Raw genomic sequence first — 24,715 nt, 5'->3', positions numbered from 1 at the left:
ACCGTTGAGGCAGCTGCCACCAGAACGGTCGGGGCGAGACTTCTGACAGGACCGCTTAGCAGAAGGTGAACGTTGCGGCTGCCGTGGCGCCATTCATTGAGATGAAACGTGTCTTGCCGAACACGAGGGGAGGTGGAGACCATGGATTCTCCGACCCCGGTCTTCGACGCGCACCTGCACATCATCGATCCGAAACATCCTCTGGTCGAGAACAACGGCTACCTGCCCGACCCCTTCACGGTCGAGGACTATCTGATGCGCGTCGGTGGCCTAGGCATTGCTGGTGGCCTGGGCATTGCCGGTGGCCTGGGCATTGCCGGTGGAGCAGTGGTCTCTGGGTCGTTCCAAGGGTTCGATCAGTGTTTCCTGATCGACGCCCTGAGCACTCTTGGCCCCGATTTCGTCGGCGTCACTCAGCTTCCAGCCGACACGTCCGACGATCGCATCCTCGAACTCGACCGCAACGGCGTGAGAGCACTGCGCTTCAACGTCGCTCGAGGCGGGTCTTCAGCTCTGGACGATCTTGACCACATGGCCCGACGGGTCCATGATCTCGCTGGATGGCACTCGGAGCTCTACATCGATGCCCGCACCATCGACGAGGACCTCGGTCACCGCATCGCCGGACTGCCCGCCGTGAGCATTGACCATTTCGGCATGCACAGCGACGGCCTGCCCGCCCTGCTGAAGCTGGTCGAACGAGGCGTCAAGGTGAAGGCGACAGGCTTCGGCCGCATCGAACTCGATCCTGCCACCGCTATGCGAGCAATCGTCGATGTCGACCCTTCGGCACTCATGGTGGGAACCGACCTGCCCTCCACCAGAGCACCTCGACCATTCGAGGACTCAGACTTCGACATCATCCGTGACACCCTGTCACCCGAGGAGCTCACCGCCGTGTGCTGGGACAACGCCGCCACGTTCTATCTGGGGCGCGAACGCGGCTGATCGCAGAGCCGACGAAAGCCTGGTTCGCGCAATGGATCCGAGGCGACCGGCCCTGGCGAAGCGCGGGACGGCGGGTCCTGTCTTGGCCACTGTTGACCTCGATCAAGTAGCATTCCACGAATGAACTCCCAACGATCGAATCTCGCCTCCACCCTGCACAGCCTCGATGGCCGCAGCTACGGAAATTACAAGCAGATCCGTGGCAGCTACGAGTTCGGCCCGGTCACCGTGTTCATCGACCGGGTCCAGGTTGACCCTTTCGCATCGCCGTCGAAGGTCCGGATCAGGATCAATCGCTCCGAGGCGGGGTTCCCCACTGATATCACCACCGACCGGTCGGATCGCATCGCGGCCTCTGATTTCCTCTTCCGCGTCGGCGATTCGTTCCTGCACCGCAATGACCGGCGCGCGATCATCCTCGGACGTCCGGGCCAGGAGGTGCTTGAGCGCACCAATGTCGTCATCGATGACGAGGGACTCGAGGCGCGTCTGCTCGTCAATCTCCCGGCTCGCGGCAGACGCATCCTGGGTCACCAGGCTGCCGACATCCTCACCCGCGACGTCCCCGAGCTCGCCCAGGCGATGTTCGTCCACTCAAATCTCTCCGGCGACGATCTGCGCGAGCATGTTCAGCTCCACCGAGATCAGCAGGAACTGCGCAACCACCTCGGCGAGGAAGGCCTCCTCGCGTTCATCGGCAACGGTGCGATCCTGCCGAGGCGAGCAGGCGATTCGGATCTGCCGATGGATTCCAGCGCCGTGGCCTTCAGCAGCCCGGCATCACTCGAGCACACCGTCACGCTCTCGAGCGGACGCAGTCTCACAGGCATGGCGATCCCGCGTGGCGTCACAGTCATCGTCGGCGGCGGCTATCACGGGAAGTCGACGATTCTGCGCGCTCTCGAGCGCGGCGTCTACCCGCATATAACAGGCGACGGCCGGGAATGGGTCATCACGGAACCCAGTGCCACCTCCATCCGGGCCGAGGACGGTCGCGCCGTCACCGGCGACGACATCTCACCCTTCATCAACAATCTGCCATCCGGCACTGACACAGGAGCCTTCACCACCACGAACGCGAGCGGGTCCACGTCACAGGCGGCCAACCTCGTTGAGGCCGTGGAGGTCGGTGCACGTTCGCTGCTCATCGACGAGGACACCTCGGCGACGAACTTCATGATCCGCGACGATCGGATGCGGGCGCTGATCCCGGCCAACCGCGAACCCATCACCCCGTTCGTCGACCGCATCCGGCCGCTGTTCACCCGCCGAGGCGTCTCCACAGTGCTCGTCGCCGGTGGTTCGAGTGCGTTCTTCGAGGTCGCAGACCGTGTCATCGCCCTCGACGCCTACGTGCCTCAGGAGGTCACCGAGACAGCGCATGAACTCGTCGGTGTGAGCGCCGCGGACCTGACAGGCAATGTCGAGCCGGACAGCGCCGCGGTGGGGGACCATTCGGACGTGAGTGCACCGCGCAACCCGGCCGAAGCGGCTGTCGAAACGGCTGGAGAGGTATTCACCACCCCACAGCCCCGAATCCCGACGGCGAAGGCACTGCGTCCCAGCTCGAAGACGAAGTCAGCGAAGGCGAAAGGGTTGGGCCAGGTCCAGTTCGGCAAGGCCTTCATCGACCTGTCCGCCGTCTCCCAACTCGTCGACCCACAGCAGACCACGGGCATCGCCGAGGCACTCGAATACATGTCAGAGATCTTCGACGACCGGGTCTCACTCACCGAGGCTCTGGCGGAGGTCGAAGACATGCTCGATGCGCAGGGGGTCGACGGTCTGACCGGCAACCGCGACCACCCGGGACACGTCGCCCGACCCCGCCCGCAGGAGATCGCGGCCGCCCTCAACCGCTTCCGGGGACTGCGCCTCGTCGACTGAAGCGAGCACCTGTTCGACTGCGGTGGTGCCTCAGGTATCCAGCAGCCCTATCAGCTCCTCAACCGTGGTCACAGGCAGCGAGCACTGCGTTCCCCGGCAGACGATGGCAGTGCCGTCGGGCACCTCGACCTCGCCACCGCTTTCAGCCGGAACGCCGGTTGAGCGAGTGATCAGCGTGACCACCGGATGCCTGGCCGCGATACCCGACAGCGCAGCATCACGGGTGGCGACGCGAACCGGGTTGAGTGCCCGTTCTGACTGCCACAGCGCGTGGCCACAGCCGCGTGGGGCTCGACCGGCGAGCGCCCGATAGACGCCGAGCAGACGGTCGCGCAGATCCAGAAGCCCGCTTGTGCTCAAGCCTTCAGCCGAAGCGGTGCCCGTCGAACCAGCCTCAGAGCTGCCCTCCACACCGATCTCCGCGAGCAGGAGTGCGACTTCTGCTGCGGCGGATCTGCCGGAGGGCACTGTGTTGTCCACCGGGTCGGAAGCTCTCACACCCAGGATCTCGTCACCCATGTAGTCGAAGACCTCGAGCGTTTCGCCCTCGGCGGTGAAGTCTGTGAACATCGTCGCGCTCGCAGACATCAGATCGCTCACCTGCACCGATGCGTCCGGCAGTTGGCTGACCGTGATGCCGGCGGTGATGAACTGTGCCCAGTCAGCGAGTCCGGCTTGGCCTGGTCCCGGCCTGTCACCGGTGAAGCTGCGGCGGACATGGAGCCCCGTATCCGAACTGGCGCTGGAACTATCGGCGCCCACGTCCGAGTCGCGGTCACTGCCTGCAGCGGAGTCGCCGAAGCGTGCCAGCATCGCGTCCCACAGATGCATCGCCGCACTCCCCCAGTTCACCGCCGAATCGGCGACTGCGGAATCGCCGGTGCCACTTACTCCGGTGCGCCCCACGCCGGGCTCACCAGCACCAGCACCCGCCTCGTCGACACCACCGGTGTACAGCGCTGCTTCGGCCAGTGCCGTGATCGCCAGCGAATTCCATTCGGTGATCGTCTTCTCGTCCCGTGCGGGCTGGGGTCGCTGAGCCAGCAGTTCTCTGAGTCTGTCCTGCTGTGCGACCGTCGCCGAGGTGGTCCACGGGGCCGGGTGCTCCTCGTCGAAGGGCACATCGTCCATGCCCAGCCAGTCGATGATTCGAATGGCGGCGACGACGGAACCGGAGAGCTCTCCGGCGGCGGGCGAATCGACGAGCTGCAGCAGGCCGTCCTCCCCCACCTCGGCGAACTCCTCGGGTGTGACGACGTACGCGGCGCCTTCCTCCATCACTCCCTCAGCATTGAGTGAGTCAGCGTCGAGCGCTGCGATGAAGCGGTCACCATCGGACATGTCCGCGGTGAGGAAGTTCGCGGTGTCGGTGACTTCGCGTTCGGCCAGCGCCAGCCACTTCGAATCCGGGTTGAGGGCGCGTTCGACCTTCGCCCACACGACGGCGGCGCGCAGGTAGAGCGCATTGTCGTAGGCCATCTTCTCGAAGTGCGGCACGAACCACTGCCGGTCGACGCTGTAGCGGGCGATGCCGCCGCGCACCTGGTCACGCATGCCGCCGCTGGCGATCCGCGCGAAGGTGCTGCGGGCCGCGATGAGGCAGTCGAGGACGAGTTCGCCCTCGAGATGTCCGTCGGCTCCCAACCGGTCGACCATGTCAGGCCCAAGTGCCTTCTCCCTCGCCGAGGTGGTCCCGCCCAAGCGCACGAACGTGGCCAGGAGCTGCATGAGGTTCATCAGCGGTGGGAACTTCGGTGCCTTGCCGAACCCACCCCACGCCGGGTCGTAGGAATCGAGCAGGGACTCGGCTGCCGAGTCGAGTTCCTCGGCGCTGAGCAGTTCGGATGCGGCCTCGGCAGGCAGTGCGTCAGAGACGGCGCTGGCCATATCGGCCAGCCCACGATCCATGCGCTGGGTCATCTCGTTCACCTCGGCGCGGCGATCCGTCCACGACTGGGACACTGCGCCGAGCACCTGCGTGAACGCAGGCAGGTTCCTCCGCGGTGCCGGCGGAAAGTACGTCCCGGCATAGAAGGGACTGCCCTTAGGCGTGGCGAAGATCGTCATCGGCCACCCACCCTGTCCGCGCATCGCCTGCAGGGCGTTCATGTAATAGGCGTCGATGTCCGGCAGCTCTTCGCGGTCGATCTTGATCGGGAGGAAGTTCTCATTGATGACGCGCGCAATGGCCTCGTCCTCGAAGGATTCGTGGGCCATGACGTGGCACCAATGGCATGTGGAGTAACCGATCGAGATGAGCAGTGGCACGTCACGACGGGCCGCCTCGGCGAGGGCCTCTTTGCTCCAGGGCCACCAGTCAACCGGATTCTCGGAATGCTGGCGCAGGTAGGGGCTGGTCGTGCTCTTCAGTCGATTCGTCATCGGTGTTACTCCAAACGCGGGGTAGCTGCATCATGTTCGCGGCTGCGGGCATCCTCAATTGGGCATGAAGCCTCGACGGTCTTCAGCAATGGAGCTGTGACTGCTCATGCCCCCGTCGACGACGAGGAGCTGACCGGTCAGGTAGCGGGACTCGTCCGAGGCCAAGAAGAGCATCGTATTGGCGATGTCCTCAGCTTCGCCGAGGAATGGGAGCGCATTGTGCCCCTTGATGGCCTCGATCTCGTCCTCGGAGAGATTGTCCCGCAGTGCCGGGGTGGAGATGGCGCCCGGTGCCACCGCGTTGCAGCGCACCATCTGGGGGCCGTACTGCGTAGCGATGTACTGGGTCAGACGGATCACCGCCGCCTTGGCGGTGCCGTAGGCGGATTGCAGATAGTCCCCTGAGAGCCCGCCGACCGATGCGGTGTTGATGATGGACCCGCCGCCGGCTTCGATCATGTGCGGCAGCGCCAATCGGGACCCCAGTACCGTGCTGCGCACGTTCAGGGCCATGGTTTTGTCGAATTCATCCATGTCCATCCGCAGCAGGTCCAGGTCCTTGCGCGGATTGCTGCCCCCGACGTGATTGCACAGTACGTGCAGGTTGCCGAATTCATCCACGGCCCGGGCGATGAGTGCGGCGATCGATGCTTCCTCAAGCACATTCACGGCAACGCCGATCGCGGTTCCGCCCGCGTCGGTGATTTCCTGGGCCGCGGCCTGGGCGTGCTTCTCGTCCAAATCGCCGATGACGACGGACGCGCCTTCGGCGGCGAAGCGATGCGCCGCCGCCAGGCCTATTCCGCTGGCGCCACCGGTGATCACGGCTACCTTGTTGGACATACGCATAAGCTGTCTCCTCCGTACTCTTCAATCGTGCTCTTGAATCGTGTTGTCTCTCGATGGTCTCACCGGACGGCTGAAGATGTGTTGTGCGGCGGACGTTGCTGAGATGGCAGAGACCAGACTGTGGCTCATCGTTCCCTTGTGAGCCGCTTTAATCTACACTTCGTAGAACCTGATGATGGCGATGCCCCACTCACGTGGCATCCTTCCGCCCCGAGGAGAGGAAGAGAGATGGACGCGAAGTCGAACATGATCTTGGACATCAACGACTGCTGGGAATACCTCCGCAGTACGACGATCGGGTGCCTGGCAGTCATCGGCCCTGACGGACCCGACATCTTCCCCGTCAACTACGCCGTCGAGCACTCGGCGATCGTCTTCCGCTCCGGAGAGGGAACGAAGGTCGACGCCATCCGCGAGCACCCGGCGACGGCGTTCGAGGTCGACGGGTACGAACCCGAGACCGACACCGCCTGGAGCGTCGTACTCAAGGGCCAGGCGAAGGTGATCAACGACCCGGATGAACTGCGGGAGACCGTCGCCCTCGATGTGTTTCCCTGGCAGCCCGGAGCAAAGAATCGCTTCATCCGGATCACCGCCGAGGATGTGTCTGGCAGGCGCTTCCCAGTGACGGATTCCGCCGCCTGGGAGACCCCGCTGAGTCACGTGGCGCGCGCACCGCGGGAATGACCGGACTCAGATCTCCTCAACCAACTGCACGAGACGATCGGGCAGGTTGGTGATGATGCCATCAGCTCCGAGGTCGATGGCCTTCTCCATGTCGTCGACGCTGTCGACAGTCCAGACCAGGCTCGACATTCCGAGCTCGTGGACGAAGTCCAGATAGATCGGATCGACCGCGGTGTACTCGGAGTTGATCTGATCGGCCCAGGTGGCGAATTCGCGCAGCTCGGCCAGGCTGGGTCGACCCAGTATCCCGACGGGAATCTCCGGCGCCAACTCGTGGAACTCGCGGACGAAGCTCCAGTCTGCGGACTGGACGACGAGCAGTCCTGCGGCCAGAGCCCGCTCAAGATATCCGGGCACGGATCTCAGGGACTCAGCAATAGCCTCGGCGATTCCAGGGTACCGGGCGGGTTGCTTGACTTCGAGGAGCAGACCGGTGCGGGTTGTGTGCACCAGATCCAGCACTTCCGTGAGGTGAGGGACGGTGACCCCGGCGAAGGATGCCCCCTTCCAGCTGCCCGCGTCCAGGGCAGCGATCTCTGCCGTCGTCATGCCACTCACGCTGATCTCGGCACGGTCAGGGTGGAGCGTGCGGACGTTCGTGGTGCGGTCGAAGGTGTCGTCGTGGATGACGATGAGATCGCCGTCCCGGTTCAGGTGCACGTCGGTCTCGATCATGTCTGCACCCTGGTCGATTCCGGCGACGAAGGCAGGGATCGTATTCTCGGGATGCTGCACGGACGCCCCTCGGTGAGCGACGACCAGCGGTGGAACACGAGCGTGCGTGACCTCCGCGGCGGAGTCATTTATCAGTGTGATCGGCATGTCGGGCTCCTCCGGGGATGACAGCTCACGATGGCGGCGAGCAGCCGAAGCTGCAGTCCAATGCGGCTCACACTAGACTTCGTGGGCCAGGAGCCAGTGATGCGCGAGTAGACAGAGCGTGAATGCTGCCTGGGAAGGCCCGGAATATGAGAACGGCCCAAGGCGTCTGAGAGCTGCTCGGGCCGTTCTGCCTCGGTCTGCGCCTATGAGCACCTACCTCATTGAGGACTTCGAGGTCACCTCTTGGCAGACTTCGAGGTGGCTCCGGTCGCCCAGCTCACCTGGCTGAAGGTCACACGGTAGGTCTTCTTGCTCGCCGTCCTTCGCCGGACTATTGACCTTCGATGTCGACGTCAGGGTGGCGGTCTTGCCGCTGCGCTTGGACGAGAGTGAGGCGTAGGACCTGCTGCGGAAGCAGAAGGAGTCCGTGGTGTGGTCGGTGCGGCGTCATCCGAGGGCTACCACTCCTGAAGTCCATCTGGGAACAGAAATGGTGGCCACGCAACCAAGGTCGAACCCCGCGCAAGGCGGACTTCTCCTCGGTTCCGTGGCCACCATTCCTGGTGTCCGGACGTCGGACGGAGCTTCAGCGACCGATGAAACGATCAGCCACCTCGGCGAGTGGAGCTCTTCAGTTCAGGCGGAGGACTTCAGTCCTCTTCGACGATGAGCGGGTAGACGCCGTTCTCGTCGTGGGTCTCACGACCGGTGACCGGCGGGTTGAACACGCAGGCCATGCGCAGCTCTTCTTCAGCCACGACGGTGTGCTTCTCATGACCGTCGAGCAGGTACATGGTGCCATCGGACAGTGGGTATTCCTTGCCGGTCTCCAGATCGGTCAGCGTGCCTTTGCCCTGCACGCAGTACACGGCTTCGACGTGGTTCTGGTAGTGGAAGGTCGAGGTGGTTCCGGCGTAGATCACGGTGTCGTGGAGCGAGAATCCGACGCGTTCCTTGCCCAGCACCATGCGACGGCTACGCCAGGTCTCCGACTTGATGTCGCGGTCGGTGTCATTGAGGTCATCGCGGTTGACTACGTACATTCGTGGTCCTTTCGAGTGGTCTATCAGACGGGTTGCCGGTGCATCAGTCGAAAAGTCGAGAGATCCACCGGCAACGCGTCATACAAGTTTCATGATTGAGTCTCGGCGAACCGAAGCTCTGTTTTTCAGGCTCTCGCGCTCAGCTGGGAGCAGGCTCAGACCGCCGCAGTTTCTGCGGCCGGAGCGAACTTCAGCACAGCAGCCTCGATGATGTCGAGGCCCTGCTCCAGATCGTGCGAGGAGATGGTCAGCGGAGGCATGATCTTCGTGACCTCATCCTTCGGACCGGAGGTCTCGAGGAGCAGTCCGTTGTCGAATGCATACGCTGCGATCTTTCCGGCGACCTCGTCATCCTCGAAGTGCAGTCCGGCGAGGAGTCCGCGTCCACGGATGGATGCTCCCTCTGCCTTCTCCACAATCGAGTCGAGGCGCTGATGCAGTGCGGCGATCGTGTCGGCCAATTCGTTCTGGAACGTGTTGTCGGCCCAGAAGTTCTTGATCGCGGCGGTCGCCGTGACGAATGCGGGGTTGTTTCCGCGGAAGGTTCCGTTGTGCTCGCCGGCCTCCCAGACGTCGAGCTCAGGACGGAACAGGGTCAGTGCCATCGGCAGACCCGAACCGGAGATCGACTTCGACAGGCAGACGATGTCGGGCTCGATGCCAGCCTCTTCGAAGCTGAAGAACGAACCGGTGCGGCCACAGCCGGCCTGGACGTCATCGACGATGAGCAGGATGTCGTGCTTCTTGGTCAGCTTCGACAGCTCGCGCAGCCATTCGGCACGAGCGGCGCGGAGGCCGCCTTCGCCCTGCACAGTCTCAACGATGACAGCGGCCGGCTTGTCGACGCCTGAGCCGGAGTCTTCGAGGACCTTCTCGAGCCACAGGAAGTCAGGGATCTCGCCGTCGAAGTAATCGTCATAGGGAATCTTCGAGCTGTTGGTCAGCGGGATGCCTGCGCCTTCGCGCTTCATCGAGTTACCGGTCACCGACAGCGAACCCAGGGTCATGCCGTGGAATGCGTTGGTGAAGGACAGCATGTGCTGACGACCGGTGACCTTGCGCGCCAGCTTGAGGGCAGCCTCGACGGTGTTTGTTCCCGTTGGTCCGGGGAACATCACGGTGTAGTCGAGTCCGCGGGGCTTGAGGATGAGGTCCTGGAAGGTCTCGAGGAACTCACGCTTGGCCGGTGTCTTCATGTCCAGCGAGTGCAGAACTGCACCTGACTGGAGGTACTCGACCAGAGGATTCATCACGACGGGGTTGTTGTGCCCATAGTTGAGGGCACCGGCGCCGGAGAAGAAATCGAGGAATTCCTTGCCGTCTTCGCCCCACTGCTTCGCGCCATGTGCCTTGGCGAAGGTGGCGGGCCAGGAGCGCGAGTATCCTCGCACCTCTGATTCGCGGGTTTCGAAGATATCGGGAGTTGTGGTCTTAGAGCTTTCGGTCATCACTAGAGTCCTTTCGACTTCTGGATTACGCGCTTGCCTCGTGAGCAAGCGGCTAGGCGGTGGCCGCGACCGATCAGTTTCGGATACGGCTGTCGCCGGTCGGCATCCCAGTCAGGATCAGCTGATCCCCAGGTCGCCTGATGGCACCACGCTTGACAGCGGTGCTTTAAAGCGGTGCGATCTCGTACAGAAATTCGGTGTCGTGGCCGTCCGGGTACAGTTCCGGGGTGATCAGCGCACGTCGTTCGCATGATGCTCCGCGCTGCTCAGCGAATGACTGGAACAGACGGTTCGACGCGTCGTTGTCATCGGTGATCGTCGTTTCCAGGCGGAGCGAATTGGTGCGATCGGCCAGCTCGTTGAGCATGGTCTTCGCCAATCCGTGCCCGCGGAAGTCGGACGAGACAGCAACCTGCCAGATCATCAGCGTGTTGGGTCGATCCGGACGTGTGTAACCGGTGACGAACCCGGCGGGCTCTCCGCCGATTCGCGCGATGGTCGAGGTAGCCGCGAAATCACGACACCAGAGGATGTAGGAGTACGAGGAGTTAAGGTCGAGAACGGCCGAATCTTTAGCCAGTCTCCACATGTGTTGCCCGTCCTCCATGGTTGGAGTACGGACATCGGTTTCCGTTTGAGGTTCAGCGACTGCGTTTCTCACGCCCCCAAACCTAACGACCTGAGAATGAGCGTCAACTCGGAAACCAGCGATTCGCGCCACATTCAGGGGTGATTCCCGCGCGTGTTCCACACGTTTCCAACCGGGGCTTCCCCATGGCATCTCTGGGATGCGTCAGGGCGCTCCTGCGCGCTCATTCCGGGGCTGAGCTTCGTTATCGTTTCGTTACATCTCAGCAGCTTTGGAACTGCGGTTCCATGGTTGTTCCACGTTTCGAAGCCACTTCCGGTCGCAGCTTCGTCGATGACTCTCCGCAGGTTTGCGAGTGAGATCGGTCCGGCTCACACCCTGACAGGGCTGTTTGCCTGCTGGGGGTCAGGGCTGCTCATTCGCTGCGCCATTTGGCCCTGGCGCATCGCCTCTGCACCGAGATACGGGCGTACGCGGTACGCGGGCGCTTCTCGGTGCAGAGGCAGGTTACCGAGGGAGCAGCAGGGTGTGAGGCCGCAGCTCGGCGGGGCACCCGTGTCTCGGCAGGGCTATTGGGCGGCAACCCAGCCCGTGGCGCGATGCCTGGCCTCGCGACGCGGGGCCGGCATCACGCCCCCTGCGCCCAGCGGGCTACCTCAGCATTCGACGACGTTGACGGCGAGGCCGCCCTGCGCTGTCTCCTTGTACTTCGAACTCATATCGGCACCCGTCTGGCGCATCGTCTCGATCACCTCGTCGAGGCTGACCCTGTGCTGACCATCGCCCCACAGTGCCATCCTCGAGGCGTTGATGGCCTTGCCTGCCGCGATCGCGTTGCGTTCGATGCAAGGAATCTGCACGAGCCCGGAGATCGGGTCGCAGGTCAGGCCCAGGTTGTGCTCCATGGCGATCTCGGCGGCGTTCTCTACCTGCTCGGGAGTTCCGCCCATGATGGCGGCCAATCCTCCGGCAGCCATCGACGACGCGGATCCGACCTCACCCTGACAGCCCACCTCGGCGCCGGAGATCGACGCCCGCTCCTTATACAGGACACCCACCGCAGCCGAGGTGAGCAGGAAGTCCACGATCGCCGCATGCTTGGCGGCCTCGCCACCCTTGACCACGGAATCCACGTAGTTCAGCGCGTAGTGAAGGACGGCAGGAATGATGCCGGCAGCACCGTTCGTCGGTGCGGTGACCACGCGTCCGCCCGAAGCGTTCTCCTCGTTGACGGCCATGGCGATGAGGTTGACCCATTCCAGGTAGTAGCCGGGATCGCGGTCGGGGTCCTCGGCCTTGAGCTTGAGGTGCCAGTCGTGGGCACGCCGGCGCACCTTGAGTCCGCCCGGCAGGTAGCCCGAGCGATCCAGCGACGCCGAGGCGCATTCCTCCATCACGGAGTAGATGTGGAGGAGGCCGTGCCGGATCTCGTCCTCATCACGCATCGACTTCTCGTTGGCGAGCATGATTTCAGCAACCGACATGCCGCTGTCCTGACATCGCTGCAGGAGTTCAACGCCCGAATGGAACGGATACGGGAGTTCTTCGCTGTAGGACTGCAGTTCGGCGTCGATGACCGAGTCGGCAACGGCGAACTCACTGGCGTCGTCCTCACCCGACTCCGCAGCGGCCTCGGCGGCCTGCTCCTTCTCGCGGAACTCGGTCTCGGAGGTGACGAAGCCGCCACCCACCGAATAGTAGGTCTCTTCGGCCACCGTGTCACCCGAGGCGTCGAAGGCGGCGATCGTCATGGCGTTCGTGTGGCGGGGCTGGATGGTCAGGGGGCGTTTGACCATGTCGTTCTCGGTGAAGTCGATCTCAACGCCGCCGTCGGCAGATCCCGCAGTCTCGGCAGCGTCGCCGAGGAGGATCGTGCCCGTTTCGGACATGCGGGTCCGGCGGGCGGTGAGTTCATTGGCTTCGACGTGCTCGGGCGAACAGCCTTCCAGCCCGATCAGTATGGCGTCGAAGGTGCCGTGTCCGGCACCGGTGGCGGCAAGGGATCCGAAGACATCAACTTTGATGCTGGCAACGGATCCGAGCTTGTCGCCCAGAAGAGTGAGGAAGCTCGATGCCGCTCGCATCGGGCCGACGGTGTGGGAACTCGACGGGCCGATGCCGACGGTAAAGAGATCGAAGACGCTCAGTGGCATGGAAGATACTCCGATTCTTTGCGGGTGCTCGATGGGACCGACCAGGGCCGGTCCCATCGAACGAAAGGTGGTTTCAGAGGGAGTTGGCCTCTGCGTAGCCTGCTGCATCCATCACTTCGCCCAGTTCGGTGACGTTGACTTCGAACAGCCAGCCGTCGCCGTAGGGGTCGGAGTTGAGCAGTCCGGGGTTGTCCGTGGCTGCCTCGTTGATGGAGGTGACCTCGCCGGTCACGGGGCAGTACAGATCAGAGACCGACTTGGTCGATTCGACCTCGCCGCAGGTCTCGCCCGCGGTGACGGTGTCGCCGACTTCCGGCAGGTCCACGTAGACGACCTCGCCGAGTGCGTCGGAGGCGACCGCGGTGATGCCGATCTTCACCGTTTTGCCGACAATGGCATCGGCTCCGGCGTTGATCCACTCGTGCTCGGCGGAGTACGTGAAGTTGTCGGGGAGCGGAGGCAGTTGCGCCATGATTGTCCTTTTCTGCTTAGGTGACAGCTGTATGGGTGAGCAGGTGCCCCCAGTGTACGAGTCACCGGGGGCAACAGCATCAGGATGGGCGGATCAGTTCTTGCCGCGTGTGTAGAACGGCAGTTTGGCTACGGTGAATTCGTGCGCCTTGCCGCGGATGTCCACGAACACGGGCGTGCCCGGAGCGGCCAGACCACGGTCGAGGAACGCCAGGGCGATGGGGTGCCCGAGCGTCGGTGAAGGCTGTCCGGAGGTGATGGTCCCGACGGCTGCAGCACCCTCAGCACCGACCTCGTCTGCCGAGGCGAAGACACTCGCCCCCGATCGTGCGGCGCGGCGGCCCGCGGAGGTGAGTCCGACGAGCACGCGTGCCGGATCACTCTCCCCCAGCTTGGCCAGCGCCTCACGCGCGACGAAGTTCTCCTTCGTCTTGAAGCCGATCATGCGGCCGAGTCCGACGTCGAAGGGCGAGGTCTCGAGGCCGAGTTCGTTGCCGTAGAGCGGCATGCCCGCTTCCAGGCGCAGCGAATCACGTGAGGCCAGACCGCAGGGCACGAGGCCGTAGTCAACGCCGGCTGTCGTCAGGGTCTCCCACAGCCGCTCAGCGGCGATATTGGGAACGTAGAGCTCGAATCCGTCCTCACCGGTGTAGCCGGTGCGTGCGAGCATCAGGTCGATACCAGCGATCGTCAGCGGCATCCACGCGTAGTACTTCAGCTCCCGGACCGCCTCGCCGACGGTGATCCCGGTCGAGTTCACGGAAGAGTCATTCGCCGAGGTGGTGCTTGGCCCGAATTCCCCACCTGCACCCTCATCGAGGGCGCGGAGGATGATGGCCTCGGAGTTCGGTCCCTGCACCGCGATGAGCGCAGTGCCCTGGGACTCGTCGACGAGTGTGGCATCGGCGCCCGGGGCCTCGTCCCGCAGGAAGTTCTGCAACCGTTCCTGCAGGGTCGCGACGACGGTCGGGGTGTTCGAGGCGTTGGGAACGATGAGGAACTCTTCGTCACCGATCCGGTAGGTGATGAGGTCATCGAGGAGGTAGCCTGCCTCGTTGACCAGCACACCGTACTTGGCCTTGCCGATCTTCATCTTCGAGTACTTCGCCACGAGCGCGTAGTCGAGGAACGCAGCGGCATCGGAGCCGGTGAGTCGGACTTCGCCCATGTGGGAGAGGTCGAAGATTCCCGCAGCCTCACGCACCCCACGGTGCTCGGCCAGTTCGGAACCGTACTTCAGCGGCATGTCCCAGCCGCCGAAGTCGGTGAAGGATGCGCCCAGCTGTTCATGGATGGCGTGCAGCGGGGTCTCGCGCGTCGAATTCTCAGTGCTCATCAGTCGTCCTCTTCATCGTTGACTTCGAAGGCCTCTGGCGGTGGGCAGGTGCACACCAGGTTGCGGTCGCCGTAGGCACCGTCGATGCGGCTGACCGGCGGGAAGTACTTGGTAGCCTTCAACCCCTTGACCGGGAACACGGCAGTCTCGCGGGAGTACTTGGCGTCCCAGTCGTCCATCACCACGGTGGCTGGGTGCGGGGCTCCGGCCAGCGGTGACTCCTCGTAGGTGTACTTGTCGCCGATCGAATCGATCTCTGCGCGGATGACGCGCATGGCTTCGATGAAGCGGTCGAGTTCGTCCTTGTCCTCGGACTCGGTCGGTTCGACCATCAGGGTGCCGGGAACCGGGAACGCCAGGGTCGGGGCGTGGAAGCCGAAGTCGATGAGGCGCTTGGCCACGTCCTCGGCGGTGACCCCGGACTTCGCGGTGGCCTCGCGCAGGTCGAGGATGGTCTCGTGCCCGACGAGTCCGTGTTCTCCCGAGTAGAGGATGGGGAACACGTCGTGAAGCTTGGCCGCCAGGTAGTTCGCACCCAGGAGTGCGACACGGGAGGCTTCCTTCAGTCCGTCTCCGCCCATCAGCTCGAGGTAGGCGAAGCTGATCGGCAGGACGCCGGCGGAGCCGAACATCGATGCGGAGATCGGCAGCTCGTGCGCGTCCTCTTCCCCGGCCACAAGCTCTGGTGCGGTGGGATCGCCGGGCAGGTACGGGGCGAGGTGTTCGCGCACCGCGACCGGTCCGACGCCGGGTCCGCCACCACCGTGTGGGATGCAGAAGGTCTTGTGCAGGTTGAGGTGGGAGACGTCGCCCCCGAATTCGCCGGGCTTGGCCAGACCGACCATGGCGTTGAGGTTCGCACCGTCGACGTAGACCTGGCCGCCGGCGGCGTGGATCTTCTCGCAGACCTCACGGACCTCGGATTCGAAGATGCCGTTGGTCGAGGGGTAGGTGATCATGATCGCGGCGAGCTTGTCCGCGTTCTTCTCGATCTTCGCGTCAAGGTCGGCCATATCCACCGCTCCGTCTTCGGCGGTCGCGATGACCTGAACCTTGAGTCCGGCCAGGACCGCCGACGCGGCGTTGGTGCCGTGAGCCGACTGCGGGATGAGGACCACGTCGCGGTCGGGTTCACCGCTCGCGACATGGAAGTTGCGGATCGCCAGCAGTCCGGCCAGTTCGCCCTGGGAGCCGGCGTTGGGCTGCAGGGAGACGCGGTCGTAGCCGGTGACCTCGACGAGCGAGTTCTCCAGGCGGGTGATGAGGGTGCGCCATCCGTGGGTCTGCTCGACCGGGGCGAAGGGGTGGATGGAGGCGAATTCCGGCCAGGTGATGGGTTCCATCTCTGCCGCGGCATTGAGCTTCATCGTGCACGAGCCCAGTGGGATCATCGTCCGGTCCAGCGCCAGGTCCCGGTCGGCCAGGGTGCGCAGGTAGCGCATCATCGAGGTCTCGGAGCCGTGTGAGCTGAAGATCGGGTGGGTGAGGAACTCGGTGTCGCGGTGGAAGGTCGCGTCGAAGGCCGGGGTGGGCACGTGGTTGGCTCCGAAGGTCCCCGCCGAGGCGGCTTCGAAGTTAGCCGCATCGACCCGGGCGATGATTCCCAGTGCTTCGAGCAGTCCATTGGCATCGGCAACAGAGTGGGGTTCGCCGAAGGAGACGCCGATGGTGGAGTTGTCGATGACGCGGATGTTGAAGCCTGCGCGTTCGGCGACGACTCGGGCTGCTTCTGCGTCGGCGACGCGGATGGCCACGGTGTCGAAGAAGTCACGGCTGAGAACCTCGGCGCCGGGGGCGGTGTCGGCGGCAGACGCGAAGGCCTGGGCCAGGCGGTGGATGCGGGAGGCGATGCGGGTCAGGCCGACGGGGCCGTGATAGACGGCGTACATGGAGGCGACGTTGGCCAGCAGAGCCTGGGCGGTGCAGATGTTGGAAGTCGCCTTCTGGCGGCGGATGTGCTGTTCACGGGTCTGCAGGGCCAGACGGTAACCGGGCTTGCCCTGGGCGTCCTTGGAGACGCCGACGAGGCGGCCGGGCAGCTGACGCTGGAGACCGGACTTCACAGCCATGAAGCCGGCGTGAGGTCCACCGAAGAACAGGGGGACACCGAAGCGCTGGGCCGAGCCCACGGAGATGTCGGCTCCCTGGGAGGCGGGATCCTTGAGCAGGGTCAGGGCCAGCAGGTCGGCATCGAAGGTCACGAGTGCGCCGCGGTCATGGGCGCCGTCGACGGCCTCGGTGAAGTCGCGGATGGCGCCGGTGGTGCCGGGCTGGGCGCAGACGATGCCGAAGATGTCTTCGCCCACGAGGCCTTTGGCCAGGTCAGCGACGGTGACGCGGAAGTCCATGGCCTTCGCACGGGCGCGGACGACGGCGATGGTCTGCGGGTGGATTTCGGAGTCGAGGACGACGGTTGTCCCCTTCTTAACGGCCCGACGCATCAGCAGGACCGCCTCGGCGACGGCGGTGGCCTCATCGAGGAGGGAGGCGTTGGCGATGTCGAGGCCGGTGAGATCCTGGACGACCTGCTGGAAGTTGAGCAGAGCCTCGAGGCGACCCTGGGAGATCTCGGGCTGGTACGGGGTGTAGGCGGTGTACCAGGCGGGGTTCTCGACCAGGTTGCGGCGGATGACGGCCGGGGTGATCGTGTCGTAGTAGCCCTGGCCGATCATCTGCGTGCGCATGATGTTCTGGCCGGCGATCGCGCGGAGGTCATCGAGGACCTCGGCTTCGGAGCGACCGGTGGGCAGGTCGAGTCCGTCGATCTGAATGGATTCTGGGATGGCTGCCGATGAGAGCGCTTCGAGGGAGTCGTAGCCGAGTTCGGCCAGCATGGCCGCAGTGTCGTCGGCGCGGGGGCCGATATGCCGGTCGGAGAAGGGGCGTTCCGTGTCTCCGGTGGGCGCTGTGGTGTGCGCGAGTGAACTTGTGTGGGCGAGTGAACTGGTCATTGCCGTCCTCGGGTCGGTGTCGCGCCCGCCTATGGAGGACGCACTGAGCAGTGGTGGTCCTCCCCGTTCTGTCGGACGCACGTCTCCATTTCGCAGTGCGACAAGTGGCGCGCGGCGAGCCGGAATCGGCTCCTTCAGATATGCCTGCAATCGGTGGTACTGGGCCTGAGAGTTTCCCGGGGAGGGAATTGCACCTACGGCGCTACTTCGGACTGTTCGGGCAACTGGTGGTTGCGACAGTTGAGCAGCTCTCCCACGTCATGTCTTAACGGCAGTATTCAATTGTGTGTGGCTGTATTCCTATAGCCAGTGTGGCTATATTCCTATAGCTGGTGTGGCTATGAACTTATGGGGTTAAGTCTAGTGGCTGGGATTACGGTGGACAAACACCGAGATGGGGCTCGGTGACCGGGCGATATTGAACCCGCAGGCACACGAGTTGAGGAACTTTTGGTGCGCAGAATCCGTCACGGATCACACCAAAAGTTCCTCAAGTCGTCGTTGCGACGGCCTGGGCCTCAGGCCTTCCCGCCGGCGGTGACGACGCCGCCGTCAGCGGTGAGCACCTGCGCGGTGATCCAATCGGCATCGGAGGAAGCCAGGTAGGCCACGGCACCGGCGATGTCCCCTGGAGTTCCGAGTCGTTTGGCCGGGTATGAGGAGGCGACTTCCTCTTCCTTTCCCTCATAGAGTGCGGTGGCGAAGTTCGTCTTCACCACAGCCGGGGCGACGGCGTTGACCCGGATGTCCGGGCCCAGCTCGACGGCCAGCGACTTCGTCAGATGCGAGACCGCTGCCTTCGAGATGCCGTAGAAGGAGATGCCCGGGCTGGGAACCTGACTGGCGACCGAGGAGATGCTCACGACCCGTCCCCTGTTTTCGCGGAAGCCCAGCTTCTCGTGATGGACTGCCTCCTGCACCCAGGCGAGCGTGCCGATGACGTTGACATCGAGGATCTTGCGAGCGGCGTCGAGGTCGAGGTCGATGAGCGGGCCGTAGACCGGGTTGATGCCCACGTTCGTGACCAGCACATCGAGGCGGCCGAACTTCTCTGCGATCGTGTCGTAGACCTCTGCCCGGTGCTCGGGATCGTCGGACTTCCCGGCGATGGCCAGGGCAGTGCCTTCGGGGAACTGCGCGACCGCCTCGGCGAGGGCCTCGGGTTTGCGCGCGGTGAGGACGACGGTGGCGCCTTCGGCCTGCAGCCGCTTGGCGATGCCAAGCCCGATGCCGCGGCTGGCGCCGGTGATGAGTGCGACCTGACCGGCAAATCGCGCGCCGAGGTGGGGCTGAGCTTCCGAGCTGGCGTGTTCTGTCATGCGTGAACTCCATCGTCCGTCGAGTTAACCGAGCGTTCGCTCAGTACTGTGTTTGTATCGTAGGCAGGAGCGGCCGCCAATCACAAGGACGAGTTGGCCGGAAACATCAGGAGACGGCGGATGCTGCCGCGCACGTAGCGCTCATCCCACGGTCGGCAGCACCTCCTCGGCGAGGGCCAGCACCGCATCCAGCGAAGGTTTGCCGTGGTCGCTCAGGTGCGCCAGGTACAGCGTTGAGGGATCCTGTGGAATGTCGAGGGGCACGGCAACCGTGCCCGCCTCACGCGTGTTCGCCGAGACCGAGTCGAAGGTGATCGATACTCCCAAACCAGAGGCGACGAGGGCACCGATCGTCTGCGAGTCCGGGGCGGCTTGGGCCAAACGAGGTGAGAAGCCGGCTTCTCGGCACAGCTTCAGCGTGTTCTCACGCAGGGTCGAGCTGGGATGTTCCGGCAGGGTGATGAAGTCTTCATCGGCCAGGTCCTCGACCCGAATGGAGGAGCGGACGGCCAGGCGATGATCCTCGGGCAGGGCAGCGCACAGGCGCTCGATCATCACCGGTCGCCCCGTCATTCCCGGCGGCTGCCTGTCCCATCTCACCAGCGCGAGATCGAGGGTTCCGTCGACGAGTCGAGCCAGGCCCTCCTCCGCGAAGACATTGGATTCGAGGCTGAAGACGATGCCCGGATTCAGTCGGCGCGAGGCCGTGACCAGGCCAGCAGCCAAGGTCCGCGATGAGGATCGGGCGAATCCGAAGCTGATGCGCCCGGTCTCCCCCGTTGCAGCTCGCTGCACCGAGTCGACCGCGAGACTCTGGTACTCCAGCATCTTCCGCGCCGGCTCGATCAGCGCCTCTCCCGCGGGCGAGAGCTTCACGTTTCGGGTCGTGCGTTGGAACAGTGTGACGCCGAGGTCGTCCTCGAGAGCCCTGATCGTGCGGCTCAGCGGGGGCTGGAGCACACCCAGACGCTCAGCCGCACGGCCGAAATGCAGTTCCTCGGCGACGGCGAGAAAGGCACGCACCTGCTGAATCTCCATCATGTCTCGCTCTCCTCTTCCCCTGCGACCACCTCGGCTGCTCCAGCTGCTGCGACAGTCACTTCGACAGTCGCCAAACTCTACTAGATATCATTTTCGATAATAATCACTTCTCATTATTATTCACTTTGCTATATTGTGGACTGGAACACTCTGAGGAACTTCAGAGCCGAGCAGATCCATCGGGAGCGTTTATCGATGAATGGTGAGACCACCGCGAACCAGTCCCACACCATCAACGACTTCCTGCCCCGCGCTGGCAACGGCCCGCTGTCAGGCCAGATTGTCGTCGACTTCTCCCGCGTCCTCGCCGGCCCCTATTCCACGATGATGCTCGCGGACCTGGGCGCCACGGTCATCAAGGTCGAGGGCCCGGGCGGCGACGACACCCGAAACTGGAGTCCACCGGTTCGCGATGAGGATGCCACCTACTATCTGTCGATCAATCGGAACAAGTTCGACATCGTCCTCGACTTCTCCGATGCCGATGACCTCGCGGTCGCCCAGAAGCTTGCCGCCAGAGCCGACATCGTCGTCGAGAACTTCAAACCGGGAGGCTTGAAGAAGTTCGGCCTCGACTACGACTCGGTCAAGGACGCCAACGCGGAGGTCATCTATGCCTCGGTCACAGGCTTCGGCGCCCACAATCCGCTGCCCGGGTACGACCTTCTGGTGCAGGCCATGTCCGGGTTCATGAGCGTCACCGGCAGTCCCGACGGCTCCCCTTATCGTGCCGGAGTCGCGGTCTTCGACGTCATCACCGGTCTCCACACGACGATCGGGATCATGGCCGCAATCCAGCACAAGAATCTCACCGGTGAGGGGCAGCTGGTCGAAACCAACCTCATGTCATCGGCGATGTCGGGCCTGGCGAACCAGTCCGGAGCCTATGCCGCGGCCGGTGTGACACCGACTCGCATGGGCAACGCCCACCCCAGCCTCTATCCTTACCAGCCGATGGCGACTAAGGACGGCGAACTCATCGTTGCCGCGGCCAACGACGGTCAGTTCGCAGCCCTCGCCATGGCCCTCGGACGACCCGATTGGGCCGAAGACGTTCGCTTTGCCAAGGCCAAGACTCGCAACGCCCACCGCGATGAGCTCGAACCTGAACTGCTCGAAGCACTCCAAGCCCACACGGCTCAGGAATGGTTTGAGAAGCTCACCGCCGTGGGTCTGCCCTGCGCCCCGATCAACTCGATCTCCCAGGGAGTCGAACGTGCCCGGGACCTCGGCCTCGAGCCGATCGTCGAAACCGGTCAGGGCGAGCGCATCATCCCCACAATCCGCAATCCGATCCGATTGGCGAAGTCCGAGGTCTCCTACGACCTCGCACCACCCGAGCTCGGGGCCGACTCCGATCAGGTCCGCGCCTGGATCGACAGCCTCTAGCCCCACCTCGGCGACAAAGTCACCGCCACCCCACCACTCAAGGAGAACGAAGAATGGATACCTCGGAACTGGATGACGTCCTCTCGATCGTCCGCGAATTCGTCCGCGAGAAGGTCGTCCCCATCGAACTCGACATCGAGGCCGATGACGCCATCCCGGAGGCGATCATCAAGGAATCCGCTGAGATGGGGCTCTTCGGCTGGGCGCTGCCCGAAGAGTACGGCGGGCTGGGCATGAATGCCGAACAGGACGCCGCACTGGCAATGGAGCTTGGCTACACAACACCGGCATTTCGGTCCGTCTTCGGCACGAACAACGGCATCGCCGGGCAGGTCCTCGTCAACTACGGCACCGATGAGCAGAAGAGCGAATGGCTGCCTAAGCTGACCTCGGGTGATGTCGTGGCGTCCTTCGCTCTGACCGAATCCGAGGCCGGTTCCGACCCCTCGGGTATGCGCACCAGAGCTGTGCGCGAGGGCGATGACTACGTCATCACTGGCAGCAAGCGTTTCATCACCAACGCCGAGTCCTCCGACGTGCTCATGGTCTTTGCCCGCACCGACCCGAACGCGCAGGGCTCGAAGGGCATCTCGGTCTTCCTCGTCCCCACGAAGACTGCCGGCGTCACCGTCGGAACTCATGACAACAAGATGGGCCAGGCCGGCGCTTGGACCTCGGAGATCTTCTTCGACGACGTCCGCGTGCCCGCCGCCAACCTCATCGGCGGTGAGGAGGAGAAGGGCTTCTACGCCGCGATGGCCTCGCTGAACAAGGGCCGCCTGCACATCGCCGCGATCTGCGTGGGCCAGGCCACCCGCATCCTCGACGAGTCCGTGAACTATGCCGCCGAGGCGAAACAGGGTGGCCAGCCCATCGCCCGGTTCCAGCTGGTCCAGGCCATGCTCGCCGACATCTACACCGACCTTGCCGCCGCCAAGGCTCTCGTGCTCGCGGCCGCGAAGCGCTGGGATGCTGACGAGGACCGCAAGCTCGGACCCAGCTCGGCGAAGCTCTTCGCCTCCGAAGCTTTGGGCCGCATCGCCGACAAGGGTGTGCAGATCCAGGGCGGAATGGGCTACATGCGTGAGTCCGCAGTCGAACGCTTCTACCGCCATGCTCGGCTGTTCCGCATCTACGAAGGCACCTCGGAGGTCCAGCGCGTCGTCGTCGCCCGGCAGCTGCTCAAGGGCGCCCATAAACCCCAGTTCAACCTGTAACTCATCCACCCGCAGAGAAACTCATCCACATACATAGAAAGAAGGCCCATATGACCGACGCACCGGCCACCACCGAGTTCTCCAACGCGCAGGGCATCTCCGAGATCCCCGGCTTGCTCACCGGCAAGGTCGCCGTCGTCACCGGCGGCGGGCAGGGACTCGGCCTGTCTATGGCCCGGTCCCTCGTGAACTCCGGAGCCAAGGTCGTCCTCGGCGATATGAACGAGGAGAGCCTGCGCTCGGCCGTCGAGGAGCTTGGCGGAGCAGAATCTGCAGCCGGAGTCGTGTGCAACGTGGCCTCCCTGGAGAACACGCAGAAACTCGCCGAAGCGGCAACGACAGCCTTCGGTGGCGTCGACATCTGGGTCAACAATGCCGGCATCACCCGCGACGCGACGATCCGCAAAATGACGGAGCAGGAGTTCGATGACGTCATCTCCGTCCACCTGCGCGGAACCTGGAACGGCCTCAAGGTCGCCACCGGTCTCATGCGCGAACAGGACCGTGGCGGCACGATCATCAACGTCTCCTCCATCAGCGGCAAGGTCGGAATGCTCGGCCAGTCGAACTATTCGGCGGCGAAGGCCGGCATCGTCGGCATGACCAAGGCCGTGGCCAAGGAAGTCGCGTTCAAGGGCATCCGCATCAATGCGATCCAGCCCGGCTTCATCAACACCGCGATGACCGCAGCCATGCCTCAGCATGCCATCGATTCGAAGCTCGCCGAGATCCCTCTGGGCCGTCCTGGAGAGCCCGAAGAGGTCGCCTCGGTGGTGCTGTTCCTGGCCTCCGGCCTCTCCAGCTACCTCACCGGTACGGTCACCGAGATCTCCGGTGGGCGCCACATCTGATCAGGATCTAGCCATTGCCTCTGCGAGGATTTTTGCGTGGGAGCTTGACGACGCCGAAGACGACCATGCCCACCAGCGGCAGCAGCGGCCAGATCCAGGTCACACCGGCAGCGTCGACCATTCCCACGTCGGCCATGATCGCCAGTCCCGCACAGATCGTTGCCGCGGCGAGGAGCGGCATCCACACCGGCGGGGCTGGGCGATCGTCGGGCTGCGGCGATTCGAACCGGCCGAAGATCACTACGAGGATGCCGGTGATCGCGAGCAGCGCCAGGCACCACAGGGGGCGGGTCAGCCACCACACACCGGTCGACGGGGTGGGCAGCAGTGCCTCGGCGTCGAGTGCGAGGAGCACGTGGGCCAGGGCCGTCAGAGCGGTGAGATGCCACAGGAACCAGGTCATGATCCGCTGGTTCACAAGAACGGTGAGCATCCACAGCCCGGGGCTGCGCAGCAGGCCCGCCAGTGGTCGCGCAAGCATGAGCACGATTCCGGCCTGCGCCATTCCCAGGAAGGCCATGGTCACCCGCGTCGGGGCCGAGTTGGAGATCGCATCGGTGCCGGCGGTGATCATCGAGACCGGGTACGGGCCGAAGCCGACGAGGAGTCCGAGCCCGAGCGCGCCGATGACGAAGAGCAGCAGGCAGCGTTTCAGGCTCGAGAGCCTGCCGTCGAGCCACGCGTAGCCGAACTGGTGGAAGCTGGCCCAGACGAGCAGATAGTTGGGGTAGCCGGCCAGCGTGCTCCCGGTGGTGATGCTGATGAGGTCGATGACCCCTGCCGCGGCGATGCCGAGAACGATCGACCACCAGCCCCACTTCTCCCACAGCACCAGGCACGGCGGGGCGACGATCGCGACCAGCAGGTAGGCGGCGAGGAACCAGGTGGGCACCAACGCCATCTGCGATGCCAGCTGCAGTGCGGCAGGCTGCGCACCGAAACTCAACGCGATGATGCAGGTGGCCAGCCAGACAAGCAGCAGTGGGATGAGCGGCAGTCCCAGACGACGCAGGCGAGCGCGCAGCCATTCGGCGTAGCCGATGTTCTTCCGCCTGGCCGAACGCCAGGACAGAGCGTTGGAATAGCCGCCCACCAGGAAGAAGATCGGCATCACCTGGAACACCCAGGTCAGCGGGTGCGTCCAGCGAGCCTCATCGAGCAGGCCGTGGGGCTCGATGCCTCCGGTGGAACTCACCGCGATGATGGTCCAGTGGCCGAGGACGACGACGGTGATCGCTGCCGCGCGGAGGAAGTCGACTTCACGGTTGCGAGAGTCCGGGGTGGCGGCATCGATCTTCCGCGCCTGAGCCATGAACGAACGAGGCATGTGTG

19 protein-coding genes and 1 riboswitch are annotated in these 24,715 nt (G+C 64.1%); of the genes, 6 read left to right on the top strand and 13 right to left on the bottom strand.

Annotation, left to right across the window (positions count from 1 at the left end; genetic code table 11):
* Positions 1-141: 141 nt before the first annotated feature.
* Both AAFP32_RS01535 and AAFP32_RS01530 read left to right on the top strand, forming a co-directional pair.
* Positions 142-948, top strand: coding sequence for an amidohydrolase family protein (locus tag AAFP32_RS01535; protein ID WP_350270329.1), 807 nt, complete (start codon positions 142-144; stop codon positions 946-948).
* 120 nt (positions 949-1,068) lie between these two features.
* Positions 1,069-2,835 (top strand): ABC-ATPase domain-containing protein, encoded by a 1,767-nt coding sequence (locus AAFP32_RS01530; RefSeq protein ID WP_350270328.1) that lies wholly within the window; start codon positions 1,069-1,071, stop codon positions 2,833-2,835.
* Positions 2,836-2,865: 30 nt separating this feature from the next.
* On the opposite strand, the gene AAFP32_RS01525 is transcribed toward AAFP32_RS01530, so the two are convergent.
* Complete coding sequence (locus tag AAFP32_RS01525) at positions 2,866-5,217, bottom strand: thioredoxin domain-containing protein (RefSeq protein WP_350270327.1); 2,352 nt, start codon at positions 5,215-5,217, stop codon at positions 2,866-2,868.
* 54 nt (positions 5,218-5,271) lie between these two features.
* Positions 5,272-6,060, bottom strand: a complete 789-nt coding sequence (locus AAFP32_RS01520; protein WP_350270326.1) for an SDR family NAD(P)-dependent oxidoreductase — start codon at positions 6,058-6,060, stop codon at positions 5,272-5,274.
* Between the two features lie 234 nt (positions 6,061-6,294).
* On the opposite strand from AAFP32_RS01520, the gene AAFP32_RS01515 reads away from it, so the two are divergent.
* Positions 6,295-6,753 carry a pyridoxamine 5'-phosphate oxidase family protein gene (locus AAFP32_RS01515; RefSeq protein ID WP_350270325.1) on the top strand — a complete coding sequence of 153 codons (459 nt, stop codon included), beginning with the start codon at positions 6,295-6,297 and terminating at the stop codon, positions 6,751-6,753.
* A gap of 6 nt (positions 6,754-6,759) precedes the next feature.
* Here AAFP32_RS01515 and AAFP32_RS01510 read toward each other — a convergent pair whose 3' ends face one another.
* The 10 genes from AAFP32_RS01510 to AAFP32_RS01465 form a co-directional block, all read right to left on the bottom strand.
* Complete coding sequence (locus AAFP32_RS01510) at positions 6,760-7,575, bottom strand: glycerophosphodiester phosphodiesterase (protein ID WP_350270324.1); 816 nt, start codon at positions 7,573-7,575, stop codon at positions 6,760-6,762.
* A gap of 650 nt (positions 7,576-8,225) precedes the next feature.
* Entirely contained in the window at positions 8,226-8,618 is a 393-nt protein-coding gene (locus AAFP32_RS01505) for an ectoine synthase (RefSeq protein ID WP_101619153.1), read from the bottom strand.
* 155 nt (positions 8,619-8,773) lie between these two features.
* Positions 8,774-10,066 carry a diaminobutyrate--2-oxoglutarate transaminase gene (ectB, locus tag AAFP32_RS01500; RefSeq protein WP_101643370.1) on the bottom strand — a complete coding sequence of 431 codons (1,293 nt, stop codon included), beginning with the start codon at positions 10,064-10,066 and terminating at the stop codon, positions 8,774-8,776.
* Between the two features lie 166 nt (positions 10,067-10,232).
* Positions 10,233-10,655: a diaminobutyrate acetyltransferase gene (ectA, locus tag AAFP32_RS01495; protein ID WP_233429390.1), complete on the bottom strand. Its 423-nt coding sequence runs from the start codon at positions 10,653-10,655 to the stop codon at positions 10,233-10,235.
* A gap of 656 nt (positions 10,656-11,311) precedes the next feature.
* Positions 11,312-12,808: an L-serine ammonia-lyase gene (locus tag AAFP32_RS01490; protein ID WP_350270323.1), complete on the bottom strand. Its 1,497-nt coding sequence runs from the start codon at positions 12,806-12,808 to the stop codon at positions 11,312-11,314.
* Positions 12,809-12,881: 73 nt separating this feature from the next.
* A complete protein-coding gene (gene gcvH, locus AAFP32_RS01485; RefSeq protein WP_350270322.1) occupies positions 12,882-13,280 on the bottom strand; it encodes a glycine cleavage system protein GcvH in 399 nt (132 codons plus the stop codon).
* A 93-nt stretch (positions 13,281-13,373) separates the two neighbouring features.
* Positions 13,374-14,615: a glycine cleavage system aminomethyltransferase GcvT gene (gene gcvT / locus AAFP32_RS01480; protein ID WP_350270321.1), complete on the bottom strand. Its 1,242-nt coding sequence runs from the start codon at positions 14,613-14,615 to the stop codon at positions 13,374-13,376.
* On the bottom strand, positions 14,615-17,566 hold the full coding sequence (gcvP, locus tag AAFP32_RS01475) for an aminomethyl-transferring glycine dehydrogenase (protein ID WP_350270320.1): 2,952 nt from the start codon (positions 17,564-17,566) through the stop codon (positions 14,615-14,617). Before gcvP ends, gcvT begins: the two co-directional genes overlap by 1 nt.
* Positions 17,567-17,710: 144 nt before the next feature.
* Positions 17,711-17,832, bottom strand: a riboswitch (glycine riboswitch).
* Between the two features lie 252 nt (positions 17,833-18,084).
* Positions 18,085-18,885, bottom strand: a complete 801-nt coding sequence (locus AAFP32_RS01470) for an SDR family oxidoreductase (RefSeq protein ID WP_350270319.1) — start codon at positions 18,883-18,885, stop codon at positions 18,085-18,087.
* 141 nt (positions 18,886-19,026) lie between these two features.
* The gene (locus tag AAFP32_RS01465; protein ID WP_350270318.1) at positions 19,027-19,926 is read right to left on the bottom strand and encodes a LysR substrate-binding domain-containing protein; all 900 of its coding nucleotides are present in this window, start codon (positions 19,924-19,926) and stop codon (positions 19,027-19,029) included.
* Positions 19,927-20,121: 195 nt separating this feature from the next.
* On the opposite strand from AAFP32_RS01465, the gene AAFP32_RS01460 reads away from it, so the two are divergent.
* From AAFP32_RS01460 to fabG, 3 genes are read left to right on the top strand one after another with little or no spacing between them, the layout of a single operon-like run.
* Positions 20,122-21,315: a CoA transferase gene (locus AAFP32_RS01460; protein WP_350270317.1), complete on the top strand. Its 1,194-nt coding sequence runs from the start codon at positions 20,122-20,124 to the stop codon at positions 21,313-21,315.
* Between the two features lie 53 nt (positions 21,316-21,368).
* On the top strand, positions 21,369-22,532 hold the full coding sequence (locus tag AAFP32_RS01455) for an acyl-CoA dehydrogenase family protein (protein ID WP_350270316.1): 1,164 nt from the start codon (positions 21,369-21,371) through the stop codon (positions 22,530-22,532).
* A gap of 50 nt (positions 22,533-22,582) precedes the next feature.
* Positions 22,583-23,383, top strand: coding sequence for a 3-oxoacyl-ACP reductase FabG (gene fabG, locus AAFP32_RS01450; protein ID WP_350270315.1), 801 nt, complete (start codon positions 22,583-22,585; stop codon positions 23,381-23,383).
* Positions 23,384-23,390: 7 nt separating this feature from the next.
* On the opposite strand, the gene AAFP32_RS01445 is transcribed toward fabG, so the two are convergent.
* Positions 23,391-24,710: an acyltransferase family protein gene (locus AAFP32_RS01445; protein ID WP_350270314.1), complete on the bottom strand. Its 1,320-nt coding sequence runs from the start codon at positions 24,708-24,710 to the stop codon at positions 23,391-23,393.
* Positions 24,711-24,715: the final 5 nt, after the last annotated feature.

Origin of the sequence: Brevibacterium sp. CBA3109, assembly GCF_040256645.1 — a bacterium.
Lineage (GTDB): Bacteria > Actinomycetota > Actinomycetes > Actinomycetales > Brevibacteriaceae > Brevibacterium > Brevibacterium koreense.
Note: the sequence above shows the minus strand (reverse complement) of the source record. Positions and strands in the feature narration are given on the sequence as shown.

Bases quoted from the DNA above. Each gene is read 5' to 3' on its own strand.
- AAFP32_RS01465 (WP_350270318.1), bottom strand. From the start codon at position 19,926: ATGATGGAGATTCAGCAGGTGCGTGCCTTTCTCGCCGTCGCCGAGGAA.
- AAFP32_RS01460 (WP_350270317.1), top strand. From the start codon at position 20,122: ATGAATGGTGAGACCACCGCGAACCAGTCCCACACCATCAACGACTTC.
- gcvP (WP_350270320.1), bottom strand. From the start codon at position 17,566: ATGACCAGTTCACTCGCCCACACAAGTTCACTCGCGCACACCACAGCG.
- ectB (WP_101643370.1), bottom strand. From the start codon at position 10,066: ATGACCGAAAGCTCTAAGACCACAACTCCCGATATCTTCGAAACCCGC.
- AAFP32_RS01530 (WP_350270328.1), top strand. From the start codon at position 1,069: ATGAACTCCCAACGATCGAATCTCGCCTCCACCCTGCACAGCCTCGAT.
- AAFP32_RS01515 (WP_350270325.1), top strand. From the start codon at position 6,295: ATGGACGCGAAGTCGAACATGATCTTGGACATCAACGACTGCTGGGAA.
- AAFP32_RS01520 (WP_350270326.1), bottom strand. From the start codon at position 6,060: ATGTCCAACAAGGTAGCCGTGATCACCGGTGGCGCCAGCGGAATAGGC.
- gcvH (WP_350270322.1), bottom strand. From the start codon at position 13,280: ATGGCGCAACTGCCTCCGCTCCCCGACAACTTCACGTACTCCGCCGAG.
- AAFP32_RS01455 (WP_350270316.1), top strand. From the start codon at position 21,369: ATGGATACCTCGGAACTGGATGACGTCCTCTCGATCGTCCGCGAATTC.
- fabG (WP_350270315.1), top strand. From the start codon at position 22,583: ATGACCGACGCACCGGCCACCACCGAGTTCTCCAACGCGCAGGGCATC.
- gcvT (WP_350270321.1), bottom strand. From the start codon at position 14,615: ATGAGCACTGAGAATTCGACGCGCGAGACCCCGCTGCACGCCATCCAT.
- AAFP32_RS01445 (WP_350270314.1), bottom strand. From the start codon at position 24,710: ATGCCTCGTTCGTTCATGGCTCAGGCGCGGAAGATCGATGCCGCCACC.
- AAFP32_RS01505 (WP_101619153.1), bottom strand. From the start codon at position 8,618: ATGTACGTAGTCAACCGCGATGACCTCAATGACACCGACCGCGACATC.
- AAFP32_RS01470 (WP_350270319.1), bottom strand. From the start codon at position 18,885: ATGACAGAACACGCCAGCTCGGAAGCTCAGCCCCACCTCGGCGCGCGA.
- AAFP32_RS01490 (WP_350270323.1), bottom strand. From the start codon at position 12,808: ATGCCACTGAGCGTCTTCGATCTCTTTACCGTCGGCATCGGCCCGTCG.
- AAFP32_RS01525 (WP_350270327.1), bottom strand. From the start codon at position 5,217: ATGACGAATCGACTGAAGAGCACGACCAGCCCCTACCTGCGCCAGCAT.
- AAFP32_RS01535 (WP_350270329.1), top strand. From the start codon at position 142: ATGGATTCTCCGACCCCGGTCTTCGACGCGCACCTGCACATCATCGAT.
- AAFP32_RS01510 (WP_350270324.1), bottom strand. From the start codon at position 7,575: ATGCCGATCACACTGATAAATGACTCCGCCGCGGAGGTCACGCACGCT.
- ectA (WP_233429390.1), bottom strand. From the start codon at position 10,655: ATGTGGAGACTGGCTAAAGATTCGGCCGTTCTCGACCTTAACTCCTCG.